Raw genomic sequence first — 25,001 nt, 5'->3', positions numbered from 1 at the left:
GACGGAGGGTCGAACGCATATGCGCGGTGCAATTGAGGGGCGCGGCGGTGAGGCGTCGGGCTTCGCGCGCCCCGATGTGCGCGCTGAATACGCCCTGCCTGCCCGAGCCGGGCGTACCTTACCTTCACACCGCAGGACAAAAAGCGGTCAGCGTATCACTCCGCCAGGAAGTGGGACGGGAACCGCGCTCAATGAATCCGTCCGGGAAACGACTGTCGCTGCGATGGGGGAGTGTTATGGACATGCGCTACGAGGCGTATTCGTACGCCGACAAAATGTTCTACGACTCGCCGGTCCGCTGGGCGACCGTCCAGGAATTCTCGGCAGTCGGCGAATCGTTACCGCTCGGCTGGCTGGGTTCCGCCAGGGAGGTGTGGGTGGGCCGCCGGCCCGCCGACGTCGAGCTGCCCGACCAGGGCTGGAAGATCCACGTGTCCGCCTGCATGGACAACGCGGAGCACATCCTGTCCGTCGTCGGCGCGTACTGCGTCCGGCAGCGCGTGGCCTACAAGTTCCTGCGCAGCCCGGCCCTGGTGCAGACGCAGAACGCGAAGTACGCCTCCCGTGGGTCCAGCGGCAAGTTCATGACCCTGTACCCGGTCGACGAGACCGAACTCGAACGATGTCTCACCGACCTCGACGAGGCACTCGCCGGCCAGCGGGGACCGTACATCCTCAGCGACCTGCGCTGGCGCAACGGACCGCTGTACCTGCGCTACGGCGGCTTCACCGAGCAGTTCTGCCGGTCGGAGACCGGTGAACTCGTCCTCGCCCTGCGCGAACCGTCGGGCCGGCTCCGCCCGGACGTGCGGCGCGCCGTGTTCGAGGTGCCCGACTGGGCTCCCGTACCGGCCGTCCTGGCGCAGGCACTCGCCGACCGGGCCGCGACGAGCACGGCCGACTTCCCGTACACGGTGGAACGAGCCCTGCACTTCTCCAACGGCGGGGGCATCTACATCGCGCGGCCCGCCGCCGGCGGCGACCAGGTGGTCCTCAAGGAGGCCCGCCCGCACGCCGGCCTCGACCAGCGCGGCGACGACGCCGTGTCCCGGCTCGGCAGAGAGCACGACATCCTGCGGCGCCTGGAGGGCGTACCCGCCGTACCGGCCGCCCTCGGCTACCTCACCGCCTGGGAACACCACTTCCTGGTGCAGGAGTACGTGCCCGGCGAGCCCCTGAACAGATGGTTCGGGCGGCGCTACCCCCTGGTCCATCCCGACCCCGCCCCCGAGACGGTGGAAGCCTACCGGGAGGAGGCGCTGGCCGTCCTCGCGAGGATCGAGGAAGGGCTGCGCGCCATCCACGCCCGCGGAGTCGTCTTCGGGGACCTCCACCCGCGCAACCTGATCGTCCGCCCGGACGGACGGGTGTGCTTCGTGGACTTCGAACTCGCCTCGCCGGCCGACGACTTCGTCAGACCCGGGCTCGGCGCCGCCGGCTTCGCGGCCCCCGCCGACCTGGAGGGCTACGCGATCGACGAGTACGCGCTGGACGCCCTCCGGCTGTGGATCTTCATGCCGCTGCTCCAGCTGGTCTCGCTGGACCCGGGGAAACGCGACCAGCTCACCCGGGCCGCCTCCAGACGCTTCGGACTGCCCGCCCGACCGGATCACGGCCGGCCCTCCGCACCACCCCCCGCGTCCCGCGAACCCGACGATCCGGCGGCGCTGTTCAGCGGCGACCGCGCGGACTGGCCGGCGCTGCGCGACTCCATGGCCGCGGCGATCACGGCCAGCGCCACCCCGGAGCGCACCGACCGCCTCTTCCCGGGGGACCCCAGCCAGTTCACCCATGACGGACTCGGCCTCGCCTACGGCGCGGCGGGCGTGCTGTGGGCCCTGCACACCGTGGGCGCCCCCGTCGACCCGGGCCACGTCGAATGGCTCCTGGAAGCCGTCGCCCGCGAGCCCTGCCGGCCCGGCCTCTACACCGGCGCCCACGGCGTGGCCCTCGCCCTGGACCGTCTCGGCCACCCCCGGCAGGCGCACAACCTCCTCGACCGGCTCCTCAAGGACCCGCTGGACGGCCAAGGGGGCGACCTCGCCGGAGGACTGCCCGGCATCGGACTGACGCTGCTGCACTTCGCCGGCACCACCTCCGACGCCTCCCTGCACGCCGCCGCCGTCGACGTCGCCGAACGACTCGCCGCACGTCTGGAGGCCGGCTCCGGCGGCCCGGCACCCGGCCGGCGTCCCGGCCTCCTGCACGGCCCCTCCGGGGCGGCCCTGCTCTTCCTCGCCCTGTACGAGAGCACCGGCGACACGGGCCTGCTCGACACGGCCGAACACGCCCTCGGCCTCGACCTCGCCCGCTGCGTCCTGGGCGACGACGGAACCCTCCAGGTCGACGACGGCAGCCGGGTGCTGCCGTACCTGGAGTCGGGCAGCGCGGGCATCGCCGCCGTCCTCCACACCGCACTGCGCCACCGCCCCGACCCGGAGCGACAGCGCAGCCTGGAACAGATGCGCGGGGCCGCGGAGCCCGAGTTCATCGTCCAGCCCGGCCTGTTCAACGGGCGGGCCGGACTGATCCTGCTGCTCCACCTGCTCCAGGACGGCAGCACGGTCCACCGACCGGTGATCCGACGGCACATCCGGCGCCTCGTCTGGCACCTCGTCCCCCATCAGGGGCACGCGGCCTTCCCCGGCGAGCAGCTCCTGCGCCTGTCGATGGACCTCGCCACCGGATCCGCGGGCATCCTGCTCGCCCTCGGGTCGGCCCTCGCCGACACCCCGGGGCTGCCCTTCTGGACCGGCCGACGGGTCGCGGCGCCCGCGCCCCTCGCCGTCCCGCGGACGCCCTGACCACCGCGGCGGGAAGCAGCACCGCAGCACCTCTCCCCGCGACGTACACCGTCGCGCCCAGAGTTTCCGGCGACCGCCGGAAAGCACCACCAGTGACAGGAGAGCACCATGTCCATCCTCAGCCTGCAGGCCCTGGAGACCCCCGAGGAGACCACCGAGTACCTGTCGGTGCTCAGCTCCCTCTCCGTCGTCAACTGCACCAACAGCACCGTCAGCACGCTGCTGTGCCTGTAGTCGCACGGCCCGGGCCGTCCGTCCGCCCCGCGCTCGGATGACCTGGTGAAAAGAGCCGGCCCGGGCTGAGGGACAGCCCGGGCCGGCGTTCTCGTGCCGCCCCGCCGACCGCCCGCCCCCCGCCCGCAGGAGCCCCGCATGGGACAGGACCACCGACCGCAGCCGCAGCGGAGCGGGACCACCGATCGTACGGCTTTCCGCAGGGCCGCACGCGGCGGCCGAACGCCGCGGAGCGGCCCACGGGACGGTGCCGGGCCACGGGACGGTGCCGGGCCACGGGACGGTGCCGGGCCACGGGACGGTGTCGGCCCACGGGACGGTGCCGGGCCACGGGACGGTGCCGGGCCATGGGGGTGGCCCGCCCTCCTCGCCCTGTCGGTGACGACGAGTTCGGTCGCCGCACTGGTTCTGCCCACCGTCCTCGCCGCGGCCGTCGACCACGCCCTGTCCGGTGGCGCCGGCCAGGGCCTCGTCCCGCTCGCCGTCACCCTCGGCCTGCTCACGGCCGCCGAGACCCTCGCGCAGTACGCGGGTCCGCGCGCCACCGCCGAGGCGACGGCACGGCTGCGCGCCGCCCTGGTGCGGCACATCATGGCCGCCGGCCCCTATCCCGCCCGGCGGACGGCGACCGGTGACCTGGTCGCCCGCCTCACCGCGAGCGCCGCCGAGGCGGGACTGAGCGTCCAGGCCGCCGTCTACGCCGTCGCCCAGCTCGCCATGGCCGCCGGCTCCGTGCTCGCGCTGGGACTGCTCGCGCCGGAACTCGCCGCCGCCTTCCTGGTCACGGCCCCCGCGGGCTGGCTGCTGCTGCGCCGCCATCTGCGGCGCACCGTCAGCCGGGGCGAGGGCTACCAGAGCGCGCAGGCCGCCGTCGCCGCCCGGCTGCTGGACGCGCTGGCCGGCCACCGCACCATCGCGGCCGCCGGAACGGTCGACCGCGAGATCGAGCGGGTCCTGCGACCGGTCCCGGAACTCTCCCGGCACGGCCGCGCCCTGTGGGACAGTCAGCGCCGCGTCGCCTGGTCCACCGGCCTGCTCGCCCCCGCGACACAGATCACCGTGATCGCCGTCGCCGGCTACGAACTCTCCACCGGCGCCCTCGGCCCCGGAGACCTCGTCGCCGCGCTCGGCTACGCCACGCTGGGCCTCGGCGGCTTCGGCACCGCCCAGAGCCTCCTGGACCTCGCGCGCGCCCGGGCCGGGCGCAGGCGCGTCCTGGAGGTTCTCGCCGTGCCCCGGCAGCCGCCTGGCCTGCGCGGCCTGCCGGCGGGACCCGGACGCGTCGAACTGCGCGGGATCACCGTGCGCACCCCGGGCGGCACCGTCCTCGACGAACTGGACCTCGTCCTGCCCGCCCGGAGCTGCGTCGCCCTCGTGGGACGTTCCGGCGCGGGCACGTCCCTCCTGGCGGCGGTGGCGGGCGGCCTCCTGACCCCGGACCGGGGCACCGTGCTGCTCGACGGCACACCCCTGGACGAGATCGGCCCCACCGACCTGCGCGCCGCCGTCGCCTACGCCTTCTGCGACCCGCACCTCACCGGTCCCACGGTCCTCGACGCCCTGCGCGCCGCCGCCGACCCGCTCCCCGAGGACCGGGTCCGTGCGGCCGCGCGAGCCGCGCAGGCCGACGCCTTCGTACGCCGCCTGCCGGCCGGCTACCACACCCTCCTCGACGACGCGCCCCTCTCCGGAGGCCAGCGGCAGCGCCTGGGACTCGCGCGCGCCCTGGCCCGCGACAGCCGGCTCCTCGTCCTCGACGACGCCACCTCCAGCCTGGACTCCGCCACCGAGGCCGCCGTCCTGCGCGCCCTGGACGACTCCCACCGAGACCGCACACGCCTGGTGGTGACGCGCCGGACGGCCACGGCCGCCCGCGCGGACCTCGTGGCCTGGCTGCACGAAGGACGCGTCAGAGCCCTCGCCCCCCACCACGAACTGTGGGCCGTACCCACCTACCGCAGCATGTTCCGCGGCACGGAGGACGCGGATGACTGACGCCCACCGAGGACGCGGGGGACCGACGTCCACCGAGGACGCGGGGGACCGACATCCACCGGCGGCGCGGGGACCGACGCCCACTGACGACGCGGGGGACCGACGCCCACCGGGGACGCGGGGGACCGACGCCCACTGACGACGCGGGGGACCGACGTCCACCGAGGACGCGGGGGACTGAGGCCCACCGACGGCGCGGGGGACCCATGCCCACCGGGGACGCGGGGGACCGACGCCCACTGACGACGCGGGGGACCCACGCCCACCGACGCCGTGGAGGACCGACGCGCAGCACCGATGACGAAAGGACACACGCCCATGGCGGACCGCACCACCGGCCCACCCCGCCCCGTCCCGCGCCCGCCCGCCCGGTCCCTCACCGCGGCCCACGGCACCGCCCTGCGCCTGGTCCGCGACGCCCTCGCCCACCGCCGTGCCGCCGCGTTCCGGCTGACCTGGTGGACGCTGCTCTCCGCCGCGCCCGCCCTCGTCTCCGGCAAGGCCCTCGCCCTCGCCGTCGACCGGGGCTTCCTCATGGACCGGCCCCGCACGGCGGCCCTCGGGCTGGGCCTGTTCGCCCTGAGCACCCTCGGCGGCGCCTGGGCGGGCCGGCAGACCTACCCCTGGCTCGCCGAGATCGTCGAACCGCTGCGGGACCGGCTGCTGCGCGACGTCGTCACGGGCACCCTGCACCGCGCGGTGGCACCGGGCGCCGCCCGGGACGACTGCGCGGCCGTCGCCGTCGCCCGGCTCACCCGGCAGGTGGAGGCCGTCCGGGACGCGCTCGCCGGCCAGCTGATGCTGCTGTGGCAGTTCGTCCTGACGGTGGCCGCCGTCGTCGCGGGCACCGCCGTCCTCGCCCCCGCCGCCGTCCCCCTCGTCGCCGCCCCTCTCCTGACGGCACTCGGCCTCTTCGCCGTCCTCGCCCCCGCGACCGTCCGCAGACAGCGCGAGGCCTTCGACGCCGAGGAGACGCTGGCACGGCGCACGGTCGCGACCGTCACCGCCCTGCGCGACATCGTCGCCTGCGGGGCCCACGAGCACGCGCAACGCGAGGCCCTCGACGCCGTCCGGGACCACCTGCGCACCTCACGGGCCCTCGCCTCCGTGTCCGCGGTGCGGCGGCTGATCGTGGCGCTGGGCGCGCACAGCCCCCTCCTGCTCGTCGTCCTCGCCGCGCCGGGACTGCACGCCCGCGGCATGACCGCCGGCGAGATCGTGGGGGTGCTCGCCTACGTCCTGGCCACCCTGGAACCCGCGATCCGCCTGCTGGTCCAGGGACTCGGCGCCTCCTGGCTGCGGCTGGCCGTGGCGGCCGAACGGCTCGCCGAGGCCGCCCGCCGCCCGGAGCCGCCCCCCGCCCCCCGCTCCGCCCTGCGGCCCGCGGACGGGTCGGCCGCGCTGTCGGGGATCGTCTTCGCCTACGGCCCGGAGGCCGAACCCGTCCTCGACGGCATCGATCTGTCCCTCGCCGACGGCGACCACCTGGTGGTCGTCGGCCCCTCCGGCATCGGGAAGTCCACCCTGGCCGAGGTGCTCGCCGGCATGCTGCCGCCCGACCGTGGACAGGCCGTCCTCGGCGGCGCGCCCCTCGACCGCGTCGCCCGGCACGACCTGGCACACGCCCGGGTCCTGGTGCCGCAGAACCCCTACGTGTTCGCCGGCACCCTGCGGGAGAACCTCCGCTACCACGCGCCCGACACCCCCGACCACGTCCTGGCCGACGCCCTGGCGGCCCTCGGGATGGACGCCCTGGCCGCACGGCTCGGGGGAGTCGACGGCCCGGTCGACCCGGCCGCGCTCTCCTCCGGGGAACGCGCCCTGGTCGCCCTGGCGCGCGCCTATCTCTCCGACGCCCGGCTGGTCGTCCTCGACGAGGCCACCCGGCACCTCGACGCGGCGGCCGAGCGGCAGGTCGAGGAGGCGTTCCGACGCCGGCCCGGCACCGTCGTCACCATCGCCCACCGCATGTCCCTGGCCCGCCGCGCGGACCGGGTCCTCCTCCTGGACGGGGCCGGCGCGTGCGCCGGCACCCACGACACGCTCTTGGCCGAAGTCCCGCTCTACGCCGACCTGGTGGGCCACTGGGGAACCGGTGCGGCCGGGGCCGACCGCACCGGGGACGGGCTCAGCAGCCCGGGCGCAGCATCAGGTCGCTCATCGTCGCGTCCCGCGGCAGATCCAGCGCCGTGAGCACGGCGGCCGCCACCGACGCGGGACTCATGTGGGCCTCCGGCGAGTAGGGGAGACCGAACTGCCGGTGCAGCCTGACCTGCATGGGCGTGTCCGTCTCCCCCGGGTACACGGTGGTGACCCGGACCCCGTGCGCGTACTCCTCCGCCCTCAGGGACTCGGCCAGCGCCTTCAGACCGAACTTGGACGCCGCGTAGGCGCTCAGGCGCGGAGGCGCGTGCACCCCCGCCCCCGAGTTCACGAAGACGACGTGTCCCCGGCCTTCGCGCAGCGCGGGCAGCAGCAGTCCCGTCAGCTCCGCCGGCGCGATCAGGTTCACCGCGAGCGTGTCCTGCCAGACCTCCGCGCTCAACTCCTCCACCCGGCCCGACTCCACCACCCCGGCCACATGCAGCAGCGAGTCCAGCCGCTCGGGCAGCACCTGCGCCGCCAACCGGTCCCGTATCGCCCCCGGCGCGGACAGATCGGCCACCAGCGTCCGGCTCCGCGGGAACCGGGCGCGCAGTTCCTCCGCGCGTGCCTCGTCCCGTGCCAGCAGCCACAACTCCTGCCCCCGCGCGGCGAACAGCGCCGCCACCGCCGCGCCGATACCCGATCCGGCACCCGTGATGAGGTGAACTCCCATAACCTGATACATACCCAAAATCACCATCCCATGCCCTGGAGAGCGGGCGAGTTCGGGGGGTGTGCGGCGTGCGCGGCCGGCGCGAGGTGGGGTGCGTTCTCACCGCGGGTGAGGCCCTCGGCCGCCCCGCCCACAGCGACAAGGGCTCTCCGTCACAGAGCACGGAGCACGGAGCACGGAGCACAGCACGGAGCACAGAGCACAGAGCACGGAGCGGCGCCGCGGGACGCCGTCGGACGCCTGCCGCCGGCACCGCCGCCGTGCGTTCACGCGCCCGCACGCCGGCGGGCCGAGCCACGGCAGACGTGCGAACACCGCCGCGCGCCCGGCGCCGCCGTGCGTTCACACGCTGAGCGTCTCACGGACGGCGGCCTCCGACTCCCGGCCGCCCGTGCCGGACGAGGTGACGCGCCCCGCCTCCAGGACGTAGTACCGCCGCGCCGCCCGCATCGCGAAGCCGACGTGCTGCTCCACGAGGAGGACCGACGGACCGCCGCGGGCGGCCAGCGCGAGGACCGTCTCCTCGATCTCGGCGAAGGGCTGGATTCCCTCGGTCGGCTCGTCCAGGAGGAGGATCCGGGGCTCCGTCACCAGGGCCCGGGCGATGGCCAGTTGCCGGCGCTGGCCGCCGGAGAGCAGGCCCGCGCGCCGGCCGGAGAGCGCCCGGAGCGCGGGGAACAGGTCCAGGGCCTCGGCGACCGCCTCCCGGCCCCGCCTGCGGCCGTCCGCGACGAGCTGGAGGTTCTCCGCCGTCGTGAGGTGCGGGAACGCCTGCTGGCCCTGCGGCACGTACGCCATGCCGCGCGCCACCCGTGCGTGGGGCGGGCGGCGGGTGATGTCCTCGCCAGCGCCCGAGGAGCTCCGCGCCGCCGAACCGCACCGACCCCCGGGCCCGCACCAGCCCGGTGACCGCGTCCACCAGGGTGGTCTTGCCGGCGCCGTTGGGCCCAGCGGCAGGTACACCTCGTCGCCGATCCGGCCGCCCGCCTCCTGGGCGTACGCGTGCGCCGCGCGGGCCGTTCGCCGGGGCCACACCTAGTCGTTGCCGACCACGAACCACCGGCGCATCCGCCGCTCGTGCGCCAGCAGCACCATCGCGGGCCGGAACTGCTCGCGGGGTGTCTCGCTCGTCAGGAACACCCCGGCCGTGTGCTCGCCGCCCTCGTACAGCGCGGTGTAGACGTACGGCACGCGGTGGGCGATCGTCGGGGCCGGCGCCTGCCGCACCGAGGAGATGTGCCGGCCCGTGACACCCTGTACGGCGCCCAGGTCCACCAGCGCCTCGACCCGGTCGGCGACCTCGCGCGGCGGCGCCCCGCCGTCCACCGGCAGCAACCGCAGCTCCCGGCCGAGCACCCCGCCCGCCCGGGGGACCTCCTCCACCGCCGGCAGCGCGCACAGCTCGCAGGCCGGCCCGAAGATCCCCGCCGGCCCCTGCTGGGGGAAGACCAGGGCCACGCCGAGCACGGAGTCGTCGGCCGTGAACCGGCCGGAGCCGGGGGAAGGGTGCCGGACCACGGCGTCATGCTCGCCGGTCCGCCGGGTGAACTCCAGCTCGTCTCCCACGATGTACGCACCTCGTGACCTGGGAGCGATTTCCGGGATGCCCACCTCGTCGCCGCGCGGCCCGCACGACCTGATGCAGCTGCTCACCCGGGCCGAGCGACTGGCCGCGCGCCGGCTGCGGGCCGCCCTGGACGAGGAGGGCTGCTCGCTGGACGCCTGGCGGGTGCTCGCCCGGCTCTCCGACGGCACCGGCCACCACATGACGGCGCTCGCCGAGGCCGCCTTCCTGCCGGCGCCCACCCTGACCGAGCTGGTCGACCACCTCGTGGACCAGAACCTCGTCCACCGCCGCGTCGACCCCCTGGACCGGCGCCGCATCCTCGCCCACCTCACCCCGCGCGGCCAGGAGTACTGGCGGCGCGTCGACCGCGCGGTGCACGCGGCCTGGCCGGCCCGCGGCGACGAGGACGAGGAGCTGCTGCGCGCCCTGCTGGGCCGCCTCGCGGAGACGCTGGACGACGCGTCCCGCGTCTGAGACGCGAGGCAAGCGGACACCTATGGGCGGAAATAGCCCCAAGTTGGTCGCAACGGCACGGCCGTTAGTCCGGAACGGTGCGCTCCGTAGTCCGAAACGGCCAATTCCATAGGACTTTCGAATCTGGCATGCACGAAACACGTCCGCCCGGACGCCGTGGGGGCAGAAGGTGTAACCGTCGCCTTCCGGGGCTCGTGAGCCCCGCACCGCCAGCGGAGAGGACCGAAGGGTCCGTGAACGACCAGTTCGATCAGCTCGTCCGGGACATGGCGCTGTCCCTGCTCGCCCTGCGGGTCTTCGGGCCCGCTGCCGTCGCCCTCGCGCGCCGGGTCGCCGCCGCGCTCGTGCGGGTGGGCGTCCGGGAGATGGACCACCGGCTCCCGGGAGGCGATCGGTGACCCAGGAGGAGCTGCGGCCGGCCGGAAGGCCACGGGCACCGGAGAAACTGCCCCTGGACTTCGCCGCCTTCCACCAGATGCACCGCCCCCGCTACGTCCGTGAGGCCGAGCGCTGTCTGCGCAGCCGTGCGGACGCCGAGGAGGCCGTGGACGAGGCGTTCGTCCAACTCGCCCAGGAGTGGCCGCAGATACTGCGCGCCGAGAACCCCGCCGCCTACGCCTGGCGCGTGATGAAGAACCGCGTCATCGACCACGCCCGCGCCCGCGGGCGGCGTGCCACCCTCATGGACACCGCGGTCTTCGAGACCGTCACCCTCCAGTGCGCCGAGGACGCCTTCGAGGTCATCGAACAGAACCTTCGGCTGTTCCGCGCGATCTCCGGCCTCCCCGAGCGCCAGCGGGACGTCATCCGGCTGCGCTACTGCGAGGGCTACAGCACCGCCGACGTGGCGTTCCACCTGGGCATCACCGAAGCCGGGGTGCGCTCCACCGAGCGCTACGCCAAACGCCGTCTGCGGGAGATCTACGCATCGTGCGCCGAGGAGGAGGCGGAGCACTCATGACCTTCGACACCGCGAGCGACATGGACACCCTGCTGGCCAGGGCACGCCTCGTGCCCACGGCCCCCTACAGCCGCTCGGACATCGAGGCCGCCGAGGCCCGTGTCGCCGCCCGGGTCGCGGCCCGCGCCGGCGACGAGCCCACCGCAGCCCGAGCCTGCCCCCGGCACACCGCGACCGCCCGCCGCGCCCCGGGGGTCCACCCCGCGGCCCGGGACCTGCGGGCGCTGTGCGAGGCGCTGCTGACCCGCACCGGCGCCCTGCACGACCTCGGCAACTTCCTCGGCAGCGCGCTGCCGGAGCCCTCGGGCGCGCGGATCCTCGGCGGCATCCTCTACCTGGCCGGCTGCGAGGACAGCGCCCGCTTCTGGTGGCAGTACGGCGCCGGCGCCTCCGACACCGTCTCCTCGTACTGCCTCTACCTCCACCACCGCTCGACGGGGGAGGACGAGGAGGCCGACTGGTGGCTGAGCCACACCGAGATCACTCCCGCCACGCTGAGCAGGGAGGCCACCGAGCTGGAGATCGCCACGGCGTTGCACGTGCTGCGCGGGCTGCGACGCGGCCGCAGGGGGCTGCCCAAGGCGCTGCGGGCGCTGGTGGAGTACGTGCCGGCGGTGGTCGGCTTCGTCGACGACGACCTCGAACTCCCGCTGCCGGACGGCGATCTGGCCGACATCGTGGAGGAGGTCGTCGCCCGTGGCACACCGTCCGCCGGGGAACGCCGGCGGGCCCGGTCCGGCTCCCTGCCCTCACGCCGGGAGCCGGCCGTGCACACGGTGTCGTCGGCCACCCCCCGCACGGCCCGGCACTGGAGCCGCGACGTGCAGGAGGCGCTGCGCAAGTGCGAGGAGACCGTGGCCTGTTGAGGGACCGCGGCCTGCCCGCGCCGGCGTCCGCGGTACGTGGAACACTCCACGGATGACCACCGCGAAGATCACCGCGGACGCCGCGGGCACCTGGACGATCGGCGACCTGTCCGTCCACCGCGTCGGCTTCGGCGCGATGCGGCTGACGGGCAGCGCCGCCTTCCACCTCGGCACGCCGAGCGACCGCGCACGCTCGATCGCCGTCCTGCGCAAGGCGGCCGGCCTCGGCGTCAACCACATCGACACGGCCGCCTTCTACTTCTCCTCCCTGCGCTCCGCCAACGAGCTCATCAACAGCGCGCTGTCGCCGTACCCCGACGACCTGCTCATCGCCACGAAGGTCGGCCCCTTCCGTGACCCCGCGGGGGAGTGGGGCACCCCGGCCCGTCCCGAGGACCTGCGTGGCCACGTCGAGGAGAACCTGCGCCAACTCGGCCGGGACCACCTCGACCTCGTATACCTGCGCCGCATGGGCCAGGAGTCGATCACCGAGCACTTCGGCGCCCTCGCCGAACTGCGCGAGGCCGGCCTCGTCCGCCATCTCGGCCTCTCCGGCGTCGAGCCCCGCCACCTGGCCGAGGCGCGGGCCGTCGCCCCCGTGGTGAGTGTCCAGAACCGCTACGGCCTGGGCGAGCGGCCGCCCGCGACCGAGGAGGTCCTGCGGCTCTGCGGCGAACTGGACATCGCCTTCGTGCCGTTCTACGCCGTCGCCGGCGAGGCGGGTCCCCAGGGCGCGACGACCGCCCACGCCGACGCCCTCCTGGCGGTCGCCCGCGCCCACGACGCGAGCCCCGCCCAGGTCAGACTCGCCTGGAGCCTGGCCCGGGGCCCGCACGTCCTGGCCATACCCGGCATCGGCGACCCCGATCACCTCGCCGAGAACGTGGCCGCGGGGGCGCTGCGGCTCGACGACGACCAACTGGCGAGGCTGGACGGCGTTCCGCCGTACGCCGTCTGAGGCGGACGGCGCGCGCACCGGCGCTCGGCCGACCCACGCCCGGTCCGCGTTGGCGTTCCACACGTTTTACGTATAACCTCTCCCGCCGTCACCCCTGACCGCCCCCGCCGAGCCCGGTCACCCGGCCCCTCGCCGGCTTCCTGAAAGGCGCCCATGCCCCGCATCGACCTGGTCACCCTCGTCGTCGACGACTACGACGAGGCGATCCGCTTCTACACCGAGGCCCTCGGCTTCCGCCTCGCCGAGGACGAGCCCCGCCCCGGCGGCTCGCGCTGGGTCGTCGTGCGCCCGGGGGCCGGCCAGGACGGCACCGGACTGCTCCTGGCCCGCGCCGCGCACGACGCCCAGCGTGCCCGGGTGGGCGACCAGACCGGCGGCCGCGTCGGCTTCTTCCTGCACACCGACGACTTCGCCCACGACCACGCCCGGATGCTGGCCGCCGGTGTGACCTTCCTGGAGGAGCCCCGCCACGAGCCCTACGGCTCCGTCGCCGTCTTCCAGGACCTGTACGGCAACCGCTGGGACCTGCTCCAGCCGGCCCGGCACTGAGACCTCCGGACTCCACAGCCCTCCACAGCCCTCCACAGACCCCCTGGACCTCCACAGACCTCCAGAGAAAGAAAGCCGGGAAAGACCGTCCATGACCGCCCCCCGCATCGACACCGACACCCTCCGCCGGCTCCCCAAGGCCGTCCTGCACGACCATCTCGACGGCGGCCTGCGCCCCGCCACCGTCGTCGAGCTCGCGGATGACGCCGGCCACGCCCTGCCCACCAAGGACCCCGAAGAGCTGGCCGCCTGGTACGTCGAGGCCGCCGGCTCCGGCGACCTGGTCCGCTACATAGCCACCTTCGAGCACACCCTCGCCGTCCTCCAGACCCGCGAGGGCCTGCTGCGCGCCGCCGAGGAGTACGTGCTCGACCTGGCCGCCGACGGCGTGGTCTACGGCGAGGTGCGCTACGCCCCCGAGCTGATGCTGAAGGGCGGGCTGAGCCTGCCGGAGGTCGTCGAGACCGTCCAGGAGGGGCTCGCGGCCGGCATGGCGAAGGCGGCCGCGGCCGGCACCCCGGTCCGGGTCGGCACCCTGCTCTGCGGCATGCGCATGTTCGACCGCACCCGGGCCACCGCCGATCTGGCGGTCGCCTTCCGCGACGCGGGCGTCGTCGGCTTCGACATCGCCGGCGCCGAGGACGGCTTCCCGCCCGCCGACCACCTGGACGCCTTCGAGCACCTGCGCCGCGAGAACGTTCCGTTCACCATCCACGCCGGCGAGGCCCACGGGCTGCCCAGCATCCACCAGGCCCTCCAGGTGTGCGGCGCCCAGCGCATCGGGCACGGTGTGCGGATCACCGACGACATCGTCGACGGCAAGCTCGGCCGGCTGGCCGGATGGGTGCGCGACCGCCGTGTCGCCCTGGAGATGTGCCCGACCTCCAACCTCCAGACCGGCGCCGCCGCCTCCATCGCCGCGCACCCGATCACCGCGCTGAAGGACCTCGGCTTCCGGGTCACCCTCAACACCGACAACCGGCTGGTCTCCGGCACGACGATGACCCGCGAGATGTCCCTGCTGGTGGCGGAGGCGGGCTGGACGGTCGAGGACCTGCGCACCGTCACCGTGAACGCCCTGAAGAGCGCGTTCATCCCGTTCGACGAACGCCGGGCGCTCATCGAGGACGTCGTACTGCCGGGTTACGCGCCCGAGCTCGCCAGCAGCCCGCGCACATAGGCGGCCTGCCCCACGTGCTGGAGGTCGTCGGACAGGACGCTGACCAGCCGGACGCCCAGCGTGACCGGCGGATCCCACCGTTCGTCCACGACGCGCTCCAGATCCGCCGCCCTCAGCCCGCGCAGCGCCTGGAGCGTCCGCGCGTGGACGGCGTCGTGGTAGCCGGTCAGCAGGCCGGCGGAGTCGACCCGCACCTCGGCGACCTTCGCCGCGCTGTGCCCGTACCCGGTGTCACGGCGTGGCAGGTCCAGCCCGAAGCGTTTCTCCCAGTCCTGCGACAGCCACACCTGGTCGAGCCCGAAGGCGTCCGCCACGTGGTCGTCCTGGACGCGGGTGAGGTGCCAGACCAGCCAGGCGACCGAGTTGGTCTCGGCGGTGGGCCGGGCGTTGAGGTCGTCGGGGTCCATGCCCTCGACGGCGGCGTGGACTTCTTCCCGGATGCGGTCGTACCCGTCGATGAGGATGTCCTTGGCATGCATACGTCCACCATGGCGCACCCCGCGCCCGCGTGCCGCTTCACCGGCCGACACCGGCCACCCGCCCCCGTCGGCCGTCCGTGGGCCGTCCGTGGGCCGTCCGTCGGCCGTCCGTAGGCCGCTCGACCGGCCCTCGGCGACCGAGACCGCCTGCCCCCTGCCCGCCGTGGCCCGGACCCTTGCCCGTCGGACCGTCGGACCGTCGGACCGTCGGACCGTCGGACCCCTATGAGGCGTCCCCCGCCTCCAGCAGCGCCATCAGCGCCCGGGCCGCCGGGCTGGTCGCCTGCGGCGGCGGCAGCAAGGCGACCGTCTCGTAGACCACCTCGCCGACCCCCTTCAGGGGCAGCGCGGTGAGCGCCTGCCGCTTGTGCCGGAAGTGGCGCGGTACGACGGCGATGCCGAGGTTCTCGTCCACCAGGTCCAGCAGGCTGTGCACGTCGTTGACCTCCAGGGCGACCGTGCGGTGGGCGCCCGCGGCGGCGAAGGCGGCGTCGGTGGCGCGGCGCGGGCCCCAGTCCGGGTGAAAGTCGACGAAAACCTCGTCGGCGACGTCGGCGGGGGTGAGCGCGGCCGCCGCTCCGGCCAAGCGGTGGTCGGGGTGGCACAGCACGTACATCGGCTCGCCGGCCAGGGGCACCGAGCGCGGCTGGTCGCCGTCCCCGCGGGTGCGGTAGGCGAAGGCCAGGTCGAGGCGGCCGGCCGCGACCTCGTCGGCGAGCGCGCCCGAACCGGTCTGCCGCAGCCGGATCTCCACGTCCGGGTGCCGCCGCCGGAACGCGGCCAGCAGCCCCGCCACGTGCACGCCCGCGATGCACTGCTCGGTGCCGACCGAGAGCGTCCCGCGCACCACGCCCTGCACGGCGGCCACCGCCTCGTGCGCCGCCCGCACCTGGGCCAGGATGCGCTCCGCCTCCGCCAGCAGCGCGCGCCCGGCCTCGGTGAGCGTCACCCGGCGGGTCGTACGCACGAACAGCGGTGCCCGCAGCTCCCGCTCCAGGGTCCGGATGGACGCCGACAGGCCCGACTGGGAGACCATCAGGCGTTCGGCGGCCCGGGTGAAATGCTGGTCCTCGGCGACCGCGACGAAGTGCTGGAGATGGCGCAGTTCCATGATTGAGAAGCGTAGCCGCTGAATCCCATCGGATTCTTCTGTTGGACCACTACCCGCAGGTAGGGCCAGAGTGGGCGGCGGTTCCCGTGAAACCGATCCGCCGAGCCAACCCCCTCATGGAGTCGCGTTGTACACCGCACACCCCGACCGCTACGCGGACATGCCCTACCGGCGCACCGGACGCAGCGGCCTCAAGCTCCCCGCGCTCTCGCTCGGACTGTGGCACAACTTCGGCCCGGACCGCCCGGCCGAGGTCCAGCGCGCCATCCTGCGCCGCGCCTTCGACCTCGGCATCACCCACTTCGACCTCGCCAACAACTACGGCCCGCCGCCCGGCGCCGCCGAGTCCGCGCTGGGCGGGTTCCTGCGGACCGACTTCGCGGCGTACCGCGACGAGCTGGTCATCTCCACCAAGGCGGGCTACCTGATGTGGCCGGGCCCGTACGGCGAGTGGGGCTCCCGTAAGTACGTGCTGTCCTCGCTGGACCAGAGCCTGCAGCGGATGGGACTGGACTACGTCGACATCTTCTACTCGCACCGCCCCGACCCGGAGACTCCCCTGGAGGAGACGATGGGCGCCCTGCACTCCGCGGTCCAGCAGGGCAAGGCGCTGTACGTCGGCGTCTCCAACTACTCGGCGGAGCAGACCCGGGAAGCGGCCCGCATCCTCGGCGAGCTCGGCACCCCGCTCCTCATCCACCAGCCGCGCTACTCGATGCTCGACCGCCGCCCGGAGAGCGAGGGCCTGCTCGACGCCCTGGACGAGCTCGAGGTCGGCTCCATCGTGTTCTCCCCGCTGGAGCAGGGCCTGCTCACCGCCCGCTACCTCGACGGCATCCCGGAGGACTCGCGCGCGGCGAGCGACAGCCCCTTCCTGAACTCCGAGGCGGTCACCGAGGAACTGGTGGGCAGGCTGCGCGCCCTCGACGACATCGCCAGGTCCCGGGGCCAGTCGCTGGCCCAGCTGGCCCTGGCCTGGGTGCTGCGCGGCGGCCGGGTCACCTCCGCCCTGGTCGGCGCGAGCAGTGCCCGGCAGATCGAGGACAGCGTCGGCGCGCTGGACAACCTCGACTTCGACGCGGACGAACTGAAGCGGATCGACGCGGTGATCAACGGCTGAGCCCCGGATGGGCGCGGTGATCGACGATTGCGCCTTGCGCCGGCGCGGTGATCGACGGCTGAGCCCCGGACCGGCGCGGTGATCGACGGCTGAGCCGTCGCCGTGAGGCGGACGGTCGCGGAGCCGCCCTCCCGGCTCCCGGCCTCCGGCTCCCGGCTTCCGACGGCCCGGCGTGCGTGGCGGACAGCGTCACGCGCGCCGGGCCGGTGTGCGTCCGCCGTCGGCTCCCCGGAGCCGGCGGCGGACGGTGTCGTGACATCCGGGGATCCCCGCCGGGATTCGGCCATGAACGGCGCTGAACATGCCAGGAGAGTGGCCGGAAATCCATGGTGACAGTGTTTCAGTAGTCAACATACTCGGATGTCATGGGCAGTTCATCCCACTCGAGCCGCACGGAAAGCGAGGCCGCACCGGCAGGAGAGCGACCGGGGGAGAAGAACGTGCACGACGAATTCCTGTGCCACGTCACCGCGTACGGTGTCTGCGACGGCCGCCGCATCGGCGTACCGCTGGGCACCTACCGTGCGCCGACGCTGGCCCTCGCCCTGTGGTGGCTGCGGGACCGGGCCTCCTGGATCGCCGAGCGGCTCGACCCGCGGCCCGACGGAACGCCCTTCCCGACCGGCGCCCTCGTACCGGTCGCCGACACCGTGCCGGACGTGCCCGTCCTGCTGCGGGCCTGGTGCGCCGACGTGGAGCAGCAGGAACGGGTCGCCGACGAGCTGGCCGGCGGACGGCTGGTGCGGATCGCCGCCAGTGACGACACCACCGAGTACGAACTGCTCGCCGAGTCCGTCGACGCCCTGCGGATGCAACGCGTCGTCCCGGCGCTCGTCCTTCCCGTCGGCTGACACGTGTCGGCCGGCACGTGACGTCGGCCGACACGTGCCGGGAGAGCACCGGTGCTCCCCCGGCGCGGCGCGGAAGAGGGCGAATCGATAGAATTCCGGCATGGTGGAGCGGTCGGCCGCCCCGATGGCGCCCGAACTCGGACTGGAGACCGAGACGGGCTCCACGGTGATGACCCCGACCCGGGCCTACCACATCGGCCGGGACCCCCTCAGCGACATCGTCCTCGACGACGCCCGTGTCTCCTGGCACCACGCGGTCCTGCGACCCGACGGCGACCACTGGACCCTCTACGACGCCCACAGCACCAACGGCACCTTCGCCGACGGCCGCCGCGTCCACGCGCACGCCGTCGGCCCCGGCAGCCTGATCCGCTTCGGCAGCCCGGACGACGGCCCGTACGCCGTTCTGAGCGGCCGTCCGCCGCCGTCGCCGCAGCGCCCGTCCGTGGTGTCCGGCCCCCTCGTGACGGGGACGTTCCGGCAGCCCACGAGCGTCCGCCCGCTGCCTCCCCGCACGGTCCACGTCGGCCGCGCCGCCGACAACGACCTGGTCCTCGACGACCTGGTCGTCTCCCGCCGCCACGCCGAACTGCACCACCTGCCCGACGGCGGCTACGAGATCGCCGACCTCGGCAGCCACAACGGCACCTATCTCAACGGCAGGCCCGTCACCACCGCCCCGATCGGACCGGGCGACGTCGTCGGCATCGGCCACTCGGCGTTCCGCCTGGTCGGCGAAACCCTCCAGGAGTACGTCGACACCGGCGAGGTCTCCCTCGACGTGGAGGACCTCACCGTCGCCGTCGACCGGGGCCGTACGGTCCTCCTGGACCACGTGTCGTTCCCGGTGGGGGAGAAGTGCCTGCTCGCGGTCGTCGGCCCCAGCGGCGCGGGCAAGTCGACCCTCCTCGGCGCCCTCACCGGACAGCGCCCCGCCGACCACGGCACGGTCGTCTACGACGGGCGCGATCTCTACCGCGACTACGCCGAACTGCGCCAGCGCATCGGCCTCGTGCCGCAGGACGACATCCTGCACACCCAGCTCACCGTGCGCAGCGCCCTCACCTACGCCGCCGAACTGCGCTTCCCGCAGGACACCGCCCGCGCCGAGCGCCGCGGGCGGGTCGAGGAGGTCATGCGCGAGCTGGGCCTGGAACAGCGGGCCGGGCAGCATGTGCACAGCCTCTCCGGCGGCCAGCGCAAACGCGTCAGCGTCGCCCTGGAACTCCTGACCAGACCGTCCCTGCTCTTCCTCGACGAGCCGACCTCCGGCCTCGACCCCGGCATGGACCGCTCGGTGATGCACATGCTCCGCGGCCTCGCCGACGACGGCCACACGGTCGTCGTCGTCACCCACAGCGTGCTCAGCCTGGAGGTCTGCGACCGGCTCCTCGTCCTCGCCCCCGGCGGCAGGGTCGCCTACTACGGCCCGCCCGAGGACGCCCTCCCCTTCTTCGGGTTCCGGCAGTGGCCCGAGGCCTTCGAGGCCTTCGACCGGCACCCGGACCGCGACTGGGCGGGCGAGTACGCCCACTCGCCGTTCCACCGGCGGTACGTCACCGACTCCGGCGCCCAGTCCGCACCGCCCCGCTCCGGCCCGGTGGTCCTGCCGCCGCCGGCCCGGCCCCGCAGCCGCCGCGCCCAGCTCGGCACCCTGGTCCGCCGCTACACCGCAGCCCTCTCCGCCGACCGCACCTTCCTGGCCGTCATGATCGCCCTGCCGTTCGTGATGGGGGCGATGGCCCGCGCCCTCGCCGGCGGCGCGCTCACCCGGGACACCGCGATGAACACGCTGCTCATCCTGTGCGTCGGCGCCGTCCTCACCGGAGCCGCCAACGCCGTGCGCGAGCTCGTCAAGGAACGCGTGATCTACCGGCGCGAGCGGGCCGTCGGCCTGTCCAGATCGGCGTACCTGACGTCGAAGGTCGTCGTCCTCGGCACGGTGACCGTCGTGCAGGCCGTCGTCCTGACCATGGTGGCCCTGCTCGGCGTCGACCTCGGCGCGCCCGGCGGCGACGGCGTGCTGATGCCGCCGCTGGCCGAGATCACCGTGGCGGTCGCCCTGCTGGCCTTCACCGCGATGATGCTGGGCCTGGTGATCTCCGCGCTCGTGCGCAAGGAGGAGGTGACGATGCCGCTGCTGGTGCTGCTCGCCGTCGTCCAGGTGGTGTTCTGCGGCGCGCTGCTGCCGCTGGACGGGGTGCCCGGCCTGGAGCAGGTGGCGTGGCTGGTGCCCTCCCGCTGGGCGTTCGGCGCGATGGCCGGCACGCTCGACCTGGCCCGGACCGTGCCCGGCGAGGTGACCGCGGACCCCCTCCTGCGGCACACGGCGGGCGTGTGGCTGCTGGACGTGGGGATGCTCGTGGTGCTCTCCGCCGTCTTCTGCCACGTCGTGGCCCGGCTGCTGCGCCGGCACGAGCCCGCCGTGATGCGGAAGTAGGCGCACCGTGACGATTCCCGGGTTCCGGCCCACGCATGTCGTCCCCCGGCGGGGCATGCCCTCCTGGGAGGCCCCCGACCCCACCCGTCCCACCGTGCCCCTCGACCCGCTGCTGCCCGTCCGGCTCGTCGAACGGCGCGGGGACTGGGGACGCGTGCTGTGCGCCAACGGCTGGTCGGCCTGGGTGGACGGCCGGTACCTGGTGGCCGTCCCCCAGGACCCGCCGCTCGCCGAGGACCTCACGGCCGTCACCGACCCGCGTCCCCTCCTCGGCGGTGCCGAACGGGCCCTCGCGCGCTACCGGGCCGCCGTCGAGGACCTCGCCGGCGGTGCCCTCGACGGCGAGACCTTCTGCCGCCGCACCCAGGGCCTGCGCATCGGGGTCGTCGTCGACGGCGAGTCCATGTGGCTCTACGACGCCGACCGGGGGCGGTGGGCGTACGGCGACGGCACCCGCCTGAGCACCTACGCGGCCGACGATCCGCCCCACCCGGCCGATGACGGCCCGGCCGATGACGGCCCGGCCGATGACGGCCCGGCCGATGACGGCCCGGCCGATGACGGCCCGGCCGATGACGGCCCGGCCGACGACGGCCCGGCCCACGTCGGCCCGGCCCACGACGGCCCGGCCGACGACGACCCCGCCCCGACCCGGACCATCGCCTCCGACGGTGACCCCTGATGGCCGGAAAGGCCGGCCTCTTCTCCGGCCCGCCCGGCGAACTGATCGGGCGGCGGATCGCCGGGTACCGCATCGAGCAGGAGATCGGCCGCGGCGGCATGGCCGTCGTCTACCGCGCCCACGACCTGCGCCTGGACCGTACCGTCGCCCTCAAACTGCTCGCCCCGGAACTGGCCCGCGACGACACCTTCCGCAGACGCTTCACCCAGGAGTCGAAGGCGGCCGCCGCGATCGACCACCCGCACATCGTGCCGGTCTTCGAGGCCGGCGAGACCGACGGCGTCCTGTACATCGCCATGCGCCACGTCGCCGGCCGCGACCTGCGCCACCTCCTCGACAGCCGGGGCCCGTTGCCGCTGCCGGCCGCCCTCCGCATCGCCGCCCAGGTGGCCTCCGCGCTCGACGCCGCCCACGAGCACGGCCTCGTCCACCGGGACGTCAAGCCCGGCAACGTCCTCGTCGACCGCGGCACCGACAGCGACCACCCCGAGCACGTCTACCTCACCGATTTCGGCCTGACGAAGAAGTCGCTGTCCCTGAGCGGTTTCACACAGGTCGGCCAGTTCGTCGGCACCCTCGACTACGTCGCGCCCGAGCAGATCTCCGGCCGCCCCGTCGACGGCCGCTGCGACGTCTACAGCCTCGCCTGCGTCGTCCACGAGACGCTCGCGGGCCGTCCGCCCTTCCGCCGCGACGACGACATGGCCCTGCTGTGGGCCCACCGGTACGACGACCCGCCCCCGCTCACCGGGGCCCGCCCCGACCTGCCCGCACGCGTCGACGAGGTCTTCGCGCGAGCCCTGGCCAAGAACCCCGACGCCCGCCACCCGACCTGCCTCGCCTTCGTCGCCGACCTGAGGGCGGCCGCGGCGGGCGGCCCGGGCGCCGGCCACCCGCGGACCCGGGTGGACCTCGGGGCGGCGGGGGAGGGACGGCCGAAACCACCGCCGGACTGGGCGGCGCCGGTGTTCGGGGAGCGAAGATCGTTCGGGGGGCGGGAATAGGAAGCCGCGATCGAGGCGCGGCCCCGGGCGGCCTCTCAGTACGGGGCCTCAGTACGGCGGGCCCCGGACCACCCCGCCCCGCCGCCCCGCCGACGGGGTGTCCACCCGGCCGTGTCCCGCCGTCCGCCGCGCCGCCAGACCGCCCAGGAACCCGGCGGCCACCCCCCACAGCACCGCCAGGCCCAGCGCCGTCCACGTCTCGGGCCGCAGGAACAGCGTCCCCGACAGCCCGAGACCGCCCAGGTCGGTGATGCCCAGCACGGACAGGCCGTAGTGGGCGGAGACCCGGCCGACGAGGCAGATCGTCAGCACCGTGAGGACCAGGGCGACCGCCATGCGCACCGCGTGCCGCCACAGGGGCGTCCCGGCCGGCGAGCGGGCCGCCATGACGAAGGCCGCCGCCGCCAGCAGCACCGCGTCCACGGCGACCAGCCACCCGACGCGGCCGTCGTGCTCCGCGAGGGTGCGCAGGTTCAGCGTGGCGGTGTCCGAGCCGCGCAGCACCTCGTCCAGCACCGGCGGCATCGGCAGCCCGAACGGGCCGTCGACCCGGCCCTCCCAGGTGGCTCCCAGGCCGACGGTGAACGCGAGCCACGCCAGATTCGGCAGGCCCAGCAGCACCACCGCGAGGGTCTCGGCCGGCCGGCCGCGCGTCACCGCCGACCAGAGGGCGACGAGGACCCCCAGCGCGACGCAGGCGAGGAGCAGCACCACCATGGCGTACGCGGCCGGCCGCACCGACTCCTGGAAGCGCAGCAGCCGGGCCGGCAGCGGAGCCCCGCGCGAGACCAGCAGCGCCAGCGCCAGCACGCCGGCCAGCCACAGCAGCCCGAAGCCGAGCGTGCGCGGCACGTCGGTGGTGAAACCGAGGGTCGGGCTGACGCCGAAAAGGTCCCCGAGGTCGCTGAGGGTGCCGTCGCCCAGGGAGACCGCGAACGTCTGCCGGGCCCCGAGGGCGAGGCCGAGCAGCGCGAGCAGCCACAGCACGGCGACCCGGCCCGCCCAGCCGGCCAGTTCGGCCGCCCCGGCGACCGCCCGGTGCCGCAGCGGCCGCAGGAACCCGGCCGCCAGCACGAGCACCCCGACCAGCGTGACGGACAACGGCAGCACGGACAGCCCGGCGTGGGTGCCGGCCAGCCCCCCGGCGTCCCCGGAGAGCTCCACCGCGCCGCCGACGGCCGTGACGACGGTCGCCGCCACCACCCGCGGGAACGCGCCGTCGGGCAGGTCCGCGGCTCCGGCCGCCCACAACCCCAGCGCGGCCGTCACACCCATGGCGACGACCCCGGCCAGGACCGTACCGGCCGCCTGCGGCCAGCCGTGCCGGGCGACCGCCGGGCCGGACGGGACGCCGCCTGCCCGGTCGGACGGGATGCGTGCGCTCACCCTGCCACGCTAAGCAGCGCCCGGCCCGCGCGCCTGCCGGGAGGGCCGTCCGCGCGCGCCTGCGGGCGACGGCCGTCCGTGTGCGCTTGCGGGCGACGGCCGTCCGTGTGCGCTTGCGGGCGACGGCCGTCCGTGTGCGCTTGCGGGCGACGGCCGTCCGTGTGCGCTTGCGGGCGACGGCCGGGCGGAGCACACAATAGTGAGGTCGGGGACGAGTGGCGCACAGGACAGGAACGCCGCGGAGAACCACCTCGGGAGTGCCCGTGAGCGTCGAACCGCCGCCGTCAGGCCGCCCTACGGGACCGCCCCCCGGCCCCCTCTCGGGCGCCCCCGGCCCGCACGCACTGCCTCCCTCCGGCCCGCCCACCCGGCCTCCCCGCCCGCCGTCCCCGCCGCCCGGCGCACCGCCCCCGGGCGGCACGCCCGAGCCCCGCAGACCGTGGTGGAGGTCCGCGCCGCTCCTCGCCCTGCTCACCGCCGCGGTCGTGGCCGTGGCGGCCGTCGCGGTCGTGCTGGCCCGCACCGACGGCGGCGGCACCACCCCCGCGGGCCGGGGGGAGGTCTTCCTCCAGGCCGCGGGCGGGACCGGCCCCTACCCCTTCACCGACAACACCGCCACCGCCACGTCCGCCCCGCCCACCTCCACCGCCCCGGCGACCGAGGAGAGCGCCACCGACGTCGTCCGGGCCGTCGACGGGGGAGCCGCCGGACTGTACGGCGGCACCCGCAACGTGGCCGCCTGCGACGTGGAGAAACAGATCGCCCTGCTGCGGGCCGAGCCCGCGAGGAACCGGGCGTTCGCCTTCGTCGTACGCGTAGCCCCCGACCAGGTCCCGGCCTACCTGCGCTCCCTGACCCCCGTACGGCTGCGCATGGACACCCGTGTCACCAACCACGGCTACCGCGACGGCGATGCCACCGGCTACCAGGCGGTCCTCCAGGCCGGCACGGCCGTCCTCGTCGACGCCCGCGGCGAACCCCGCGTCCGCTGCGCCTGTGGCAACCCGCTCACCCGGCCGATCGCCCAGAAGACCGCACCGAGACCCACCGGCGACTCCTGGCCGTCGTACCGGCCGTCGAACGTCGTCGTGGTCGTCCCCTCGTCGGCCGTGATCGACGTCTTCGTGCTCCACGGCGGCGGCGACGGCTGGTTCGCGCGCGAGAGGGGCGACACCGGGCGCGAGGACCGTCCCGCCGAAGCGCCGGAGAACCCGCCGGAGCCGTCCGGGAGCGTCCCCCCGCCGGCCTCCCCGTCGGGCACCGGAACGCCGTGCCCCCCGACCCCCGCCGACGCTCCCGGCTCCGTGACGTGTCCGCCGACGTCGGCCGCCCCCTCCCCGCCGCCGCAGTCGCCCGCCTCACCCCCGCCGGCCTCCCCGGAGCCGGAGTCGTCCGCACCGCAGCCGCCCGCTCCGCCGTCACCCAGCGCGCCGCCCCCCGGGCCGTCGAGCGAGCCCGGTCACGAGGAGCCCCCGCAGCCCGCCGGAAGCTCACCCGCTCTGTGAGCCAGCCCATGCACGCG

At 74.8% G+C, this 25,001-nt stretch carries 21 protein-coding genes and 2 pseudogenes; 17 read left to right on the top strand and 6 right to left on the bottom strand.

Annotated elements, in window-relative coordinates; translation table 11 throughout:
• Positions 1 to 236: 236 nt before the first annotated feature.
• From lanKC to ACIP67_RS35115, 4 genes are all read left to right on the top strand, one after another.
• Entirely contained in the window at positions 237 to 2,804 is a 2,568-nt protein-coding gene (gene lanKC, locus ACIP67_RS35130; RefSeq protein WP_401697322.1) for a class III lanthionine synthetase LanKC, read from the top strand.
• A 108-nt stretch (positions 2,805 to 2,912) separates the two neighbouring features.
• Complete coding sequence (locus tag ACIP67_RS35125; protein WP_389518227.1) at positions 2,913 to 3,038, top strand: SapB/AmfS family lanthipeptide; 126 nt, start codon at positions 2,913 to 2,915, stop codon at positions 3,036 to 3,038.
• A gap of 378 nt (positions 3,039 to 3,416) precedes the next feature.
• Positions 3,417 to 5,033 (top strand): ATP-binding cassette domain-containing protein, encoded by a 1,617-nt coding sequence (locus ACIP67_RS35120; protein WP_401697320.1) that lies wholly within the window; start codon positions 3,417 to 3,419, stop codon positions 5,031 to 5,033.
• 318 nt (positions 5,034 to 5,351) lie between these two features.
• Positions 5,352 to 7,226: an ATP-binding cassette domain-containing protein gene (locus ACIP67_RS35115; protein WP_401697318.1), complete on the top strand. Its 1,875-nt coding sequence runs from the start codon at positions 5,352 to 5,354 to the stop codon at positions 7,224 to 7,226.
• On the opposite strand, the gene ACIP67_RS35110 is transcribed toward ACIP67_RS35115, so the two are convergent.
• The 3 genes and pseudogenes from ACIP67_RS35110 to ACIP67_RS35100 form a co-directional block, all read right to left on the bottom strand.
• Positions 7,162 to 7,851 (bottom strand): SDR family oxidoreductase, encoded by a 690-nt coding sequence (locus ACIP67_RS35110; protein ID WP_401697316.1) that lies wholly within the window; start codon positions 7,849 to 7,851, stop codon positions 7,162 to 7,164. The two genes, ACIP67_RS35115 and ACIP67_RS35110, sit on opposite strands and share 65 nt — an antisense overlap.
• Positions 7,852 to 8,193: 342 nt before the next feature.
• Positions 8,194 to 8,821: pseudogene (locus ACIP67_RS35105) on the bottom strand (ATP-binding cassette domain-containing protein); the annotation flags it as partial.
• A pseudogene (locus ACIP67_RS35100) lies at positions 8,797 to 9,369 on the bottom strand (ABC transporter substrate-binding protein); the annotation flags it as partial. The pseudogenes ACIP67_RS35100 and ACIP67_RS35105, both read right to left, overlap by 25 nt.
• An 85-nt stretch (positions 9,370 to 9,454) precedes the next feature.
• On the opposite strand from ACIP67_RS35100, the gene ACIP67_RS35095 reads away from it, so the two are divergent.
• From ACIP67_RS35095 to ACIP67_RS35065, 7 genes are all read left to right on the top strand, one after another.
• Positions 9,455 to 9,892, top strand: coding sequence for a MarR family winged helix-turn-helix transcriptional regulator (locus ACIP67_RS35095; RefSeq protein WP_401697314.1), 438 nt, complete (start codon positions 9,455 to 9,457; stop codon positions 9,890 to 9,892).
• A gap of 233 nt (positions 9,893 to 10,125) precedes the next feature.
• On the top strand, positions 10,126 to 10,290 hold the full coding sequence (locus ACIP67_RS35090) for a hypothetical protein (protein ID WP_385074466.1): 165 nt from the start codon (positions 10,126 to 10,128) through the stop codon (positions 10,288 to 10,290).
• Positions 10,287 to 10,853: an RNA polymerase sigma factor gene (locus tag ACIP67_RS35085; protein WP_401697312.1), complete on the top strand. Its 567-nt coding sequence runs from the start codon at positions 10,287 to 10,289 to the stop codon at positions 10,851 to 10,853. Before ACIP67_RS35090 ends, ACIP67_RS35085 begins: the two co-directional genes overlap by 4 nt.
• Entirely contained in the window at positions 10,850 to 11,719 is an 870-nt protein-coding gene (locus ACIP67_RS35080; protein WP_401697310.1) for a hypothetical protein, read from the top strand. Before ACIP67_RS35085 ends, ACIP67_RS35080 begins: the two co-directional genes overlap by 4 nt.
• Before the next feature lie 52 nt (positions 11,720 to 11,771).
• Entirely contained in the window at positions 11,772 to 12,677 is a 906-nt protein-coding gene (locus ACIP67_RS35075) for an aldo/keto reductase (RefSeq protein WP_401697308.1), read from the top strand.
• Positions 12,678 to 12,830: 153 nt separating this feature from the next.
• Positions 12,831 to 13,226, top strand: coding sequence for a VOC family protein (locus ACIP67_RS35070; RefSeq protein ID WP_401697306.1), 396 nt, complete (start codon positions 12,831 to 12,833; stop codon positions 13,224 to 13,226).
• A 91-nt stretch (positions 13,227 to 13,317) separates the two neighbouring features.
• Positions 13,318 to 14,406, top strand: coding sequence for an adenosine deaminase (locus ACIP67_RS35065; RefSeq protein ID WP_401697304.1), 1,089 nt, complete (start codon positions 13,318 to 13,320; stop codon positions 14,404 to 14,406).
• On the opposite strand, the gene ACIP67_RS35060 is transcribed toward ACIP67_RS35065, so the two are convergent.
• Positions 14,370 to 14,885: a DUF664 domain-containing protein gene (locus ACIP67_RS35060; RefSeq protein WP_401697303.1), complete on the bottom strand. Its 516-nt coding sequence runs from the start codon at positions 14,883 to 14,885 to the stop codon at positions 14,370 to 14,372. The genes ACIP67_RS35065 and ACIP67_RS35060 overlap by 37 nt on opposite strands.
• A gap of 223 nt (positions 14,886 to 15,108) precedes the next feature.
• Positions 15,109 to 15,996 carry a LysR family transcriptional regulator gene (locus tag ACIP67_RS35055; RefSeq protein ID WP_401697302.1) on the bottom strand — a complete coding sequence of 296 codons (888 nt, stop codon included), beginning with the start codon at positions 15,994 to 15,996 and terminating at the stop codon, positions 15,109 to 15,111.
• 127 nt (positions 15,997 to 16,123) lie between these two features.
• Here ACIP67_RS35055 and mgrA point away from each other — a divergent pair, with 127 nt between their 5' ends.
• The 5 genes from mgrA to ACIP67_RS35030 all read left to right on the top strand — a co-directional run bounded on the left by mgrA (position 16,124) and on the right by ACIP67_RS35030 (position 22,093).
• Entirely contained in the window at positions 16,124 to 17,116 is a 993-nt protein-coding gene (gene mgrA, locus ACIP67_RS35050; RefSeq protein WP_401697300.1) for an L-glyceraldehyde 3-phosphate reductase, read from the top strand.
• Positions 17,117 to 17,556: 440 nt separating this feature from the next.
• Positions 17,557 to 17,967 (top strand): hypothetical protein, encoded by a 411-nt coding sequence (locus ACIP67_RS35045; RefSeq protein WP_401697299.1) that lies wholly within the window; start codon positions 17,557 to 17,559, stop codon positions 17,965 to 17,967.
• A gap of 100 nt (positions 17,968 to 18,067) precedes the next feature.
• On the top strand, positions 18,068 to 20,407 hold the full coding sequence (locus tag ACIP67_RS35040) for an FHA domain-containing protein (protein WP_401697297.1): 2,340 nt from the start codon (positions 18,068 to 18,070) through the stop codon (positions 20,405 to 20,407).
• 7 nt (positions 20,408 to 20,414) lie between these two features.
• Positions 20,415 to 21,089: a hypothetical protein gene (locus tag ACIP67_RS35035; protein WP_401697296.1), complete on the top strand. Its 675-nt coding sequence runs from the start codon at positions 20,415 to 20,417 to the stop codon at positions 21,087 to 21,089.
• Positions 21,089 to 22,093, top strand: coding sequence for a serine/threonine-protein kinase (locus tag ACIP67_RS35030; protein WP_401697294.1), 1,005 nt, complete (start codon positions 21,089 to 21,091; stop codon positions 22,091 to 22,093). Before ACIP67_RS35035 ends, ACIP67_RS35030 begins: the two co-directional genes overlap by 1 nt.
• Positions 22,094 to 22,141: 48 nt before the next feature.
• On the opposite strand, the gene ACIP67_RS35025 is transcribed toward ACIP67_RS35030, so the two are convergent.
• Positions 22,142 to 23,479, bottom strand: coding sequence for a streptophobe family protein (locus tag ACIP67_RS35025; protein WP_401697293.1), 1,338 nt, complete (start codon positions 23,477 to 23,479; stop codon positions 22,142 to 22,144).
• 263 nt (positions 23,480 to 23,742) lie between these two features.
• Between ACIP67_RS35025 and ACIP67_RS35020 the strand changes: the two genes are divergently transcribed.
• Positions 23,743 to 24,984: a DUF6777 domain-containing protein gene (locus ACIP67_RS35020; protein WP_401697292.1), complete on the top strand. Its 1,242-nt coding sequence runs from the start codon at positions 23,743 to 23,745 to the stop codon at positions 24,982 to 24,984.
• The last annotated feature ends 17 nt before the right edge of the window (positions 24,985 to 25,001 follow it).

This window comes from Streptomyces sp. NPDC088812 (genome assembly GCF_044750285.1).
GTDB lineage: Bacteria > Actinomycetota > Actinomycetes > Streptomycetales > Streptomycetaceae > Streptomyces.
This window is presented reverse-complemented; position numbering and strand designations above follow the sequence as displayed.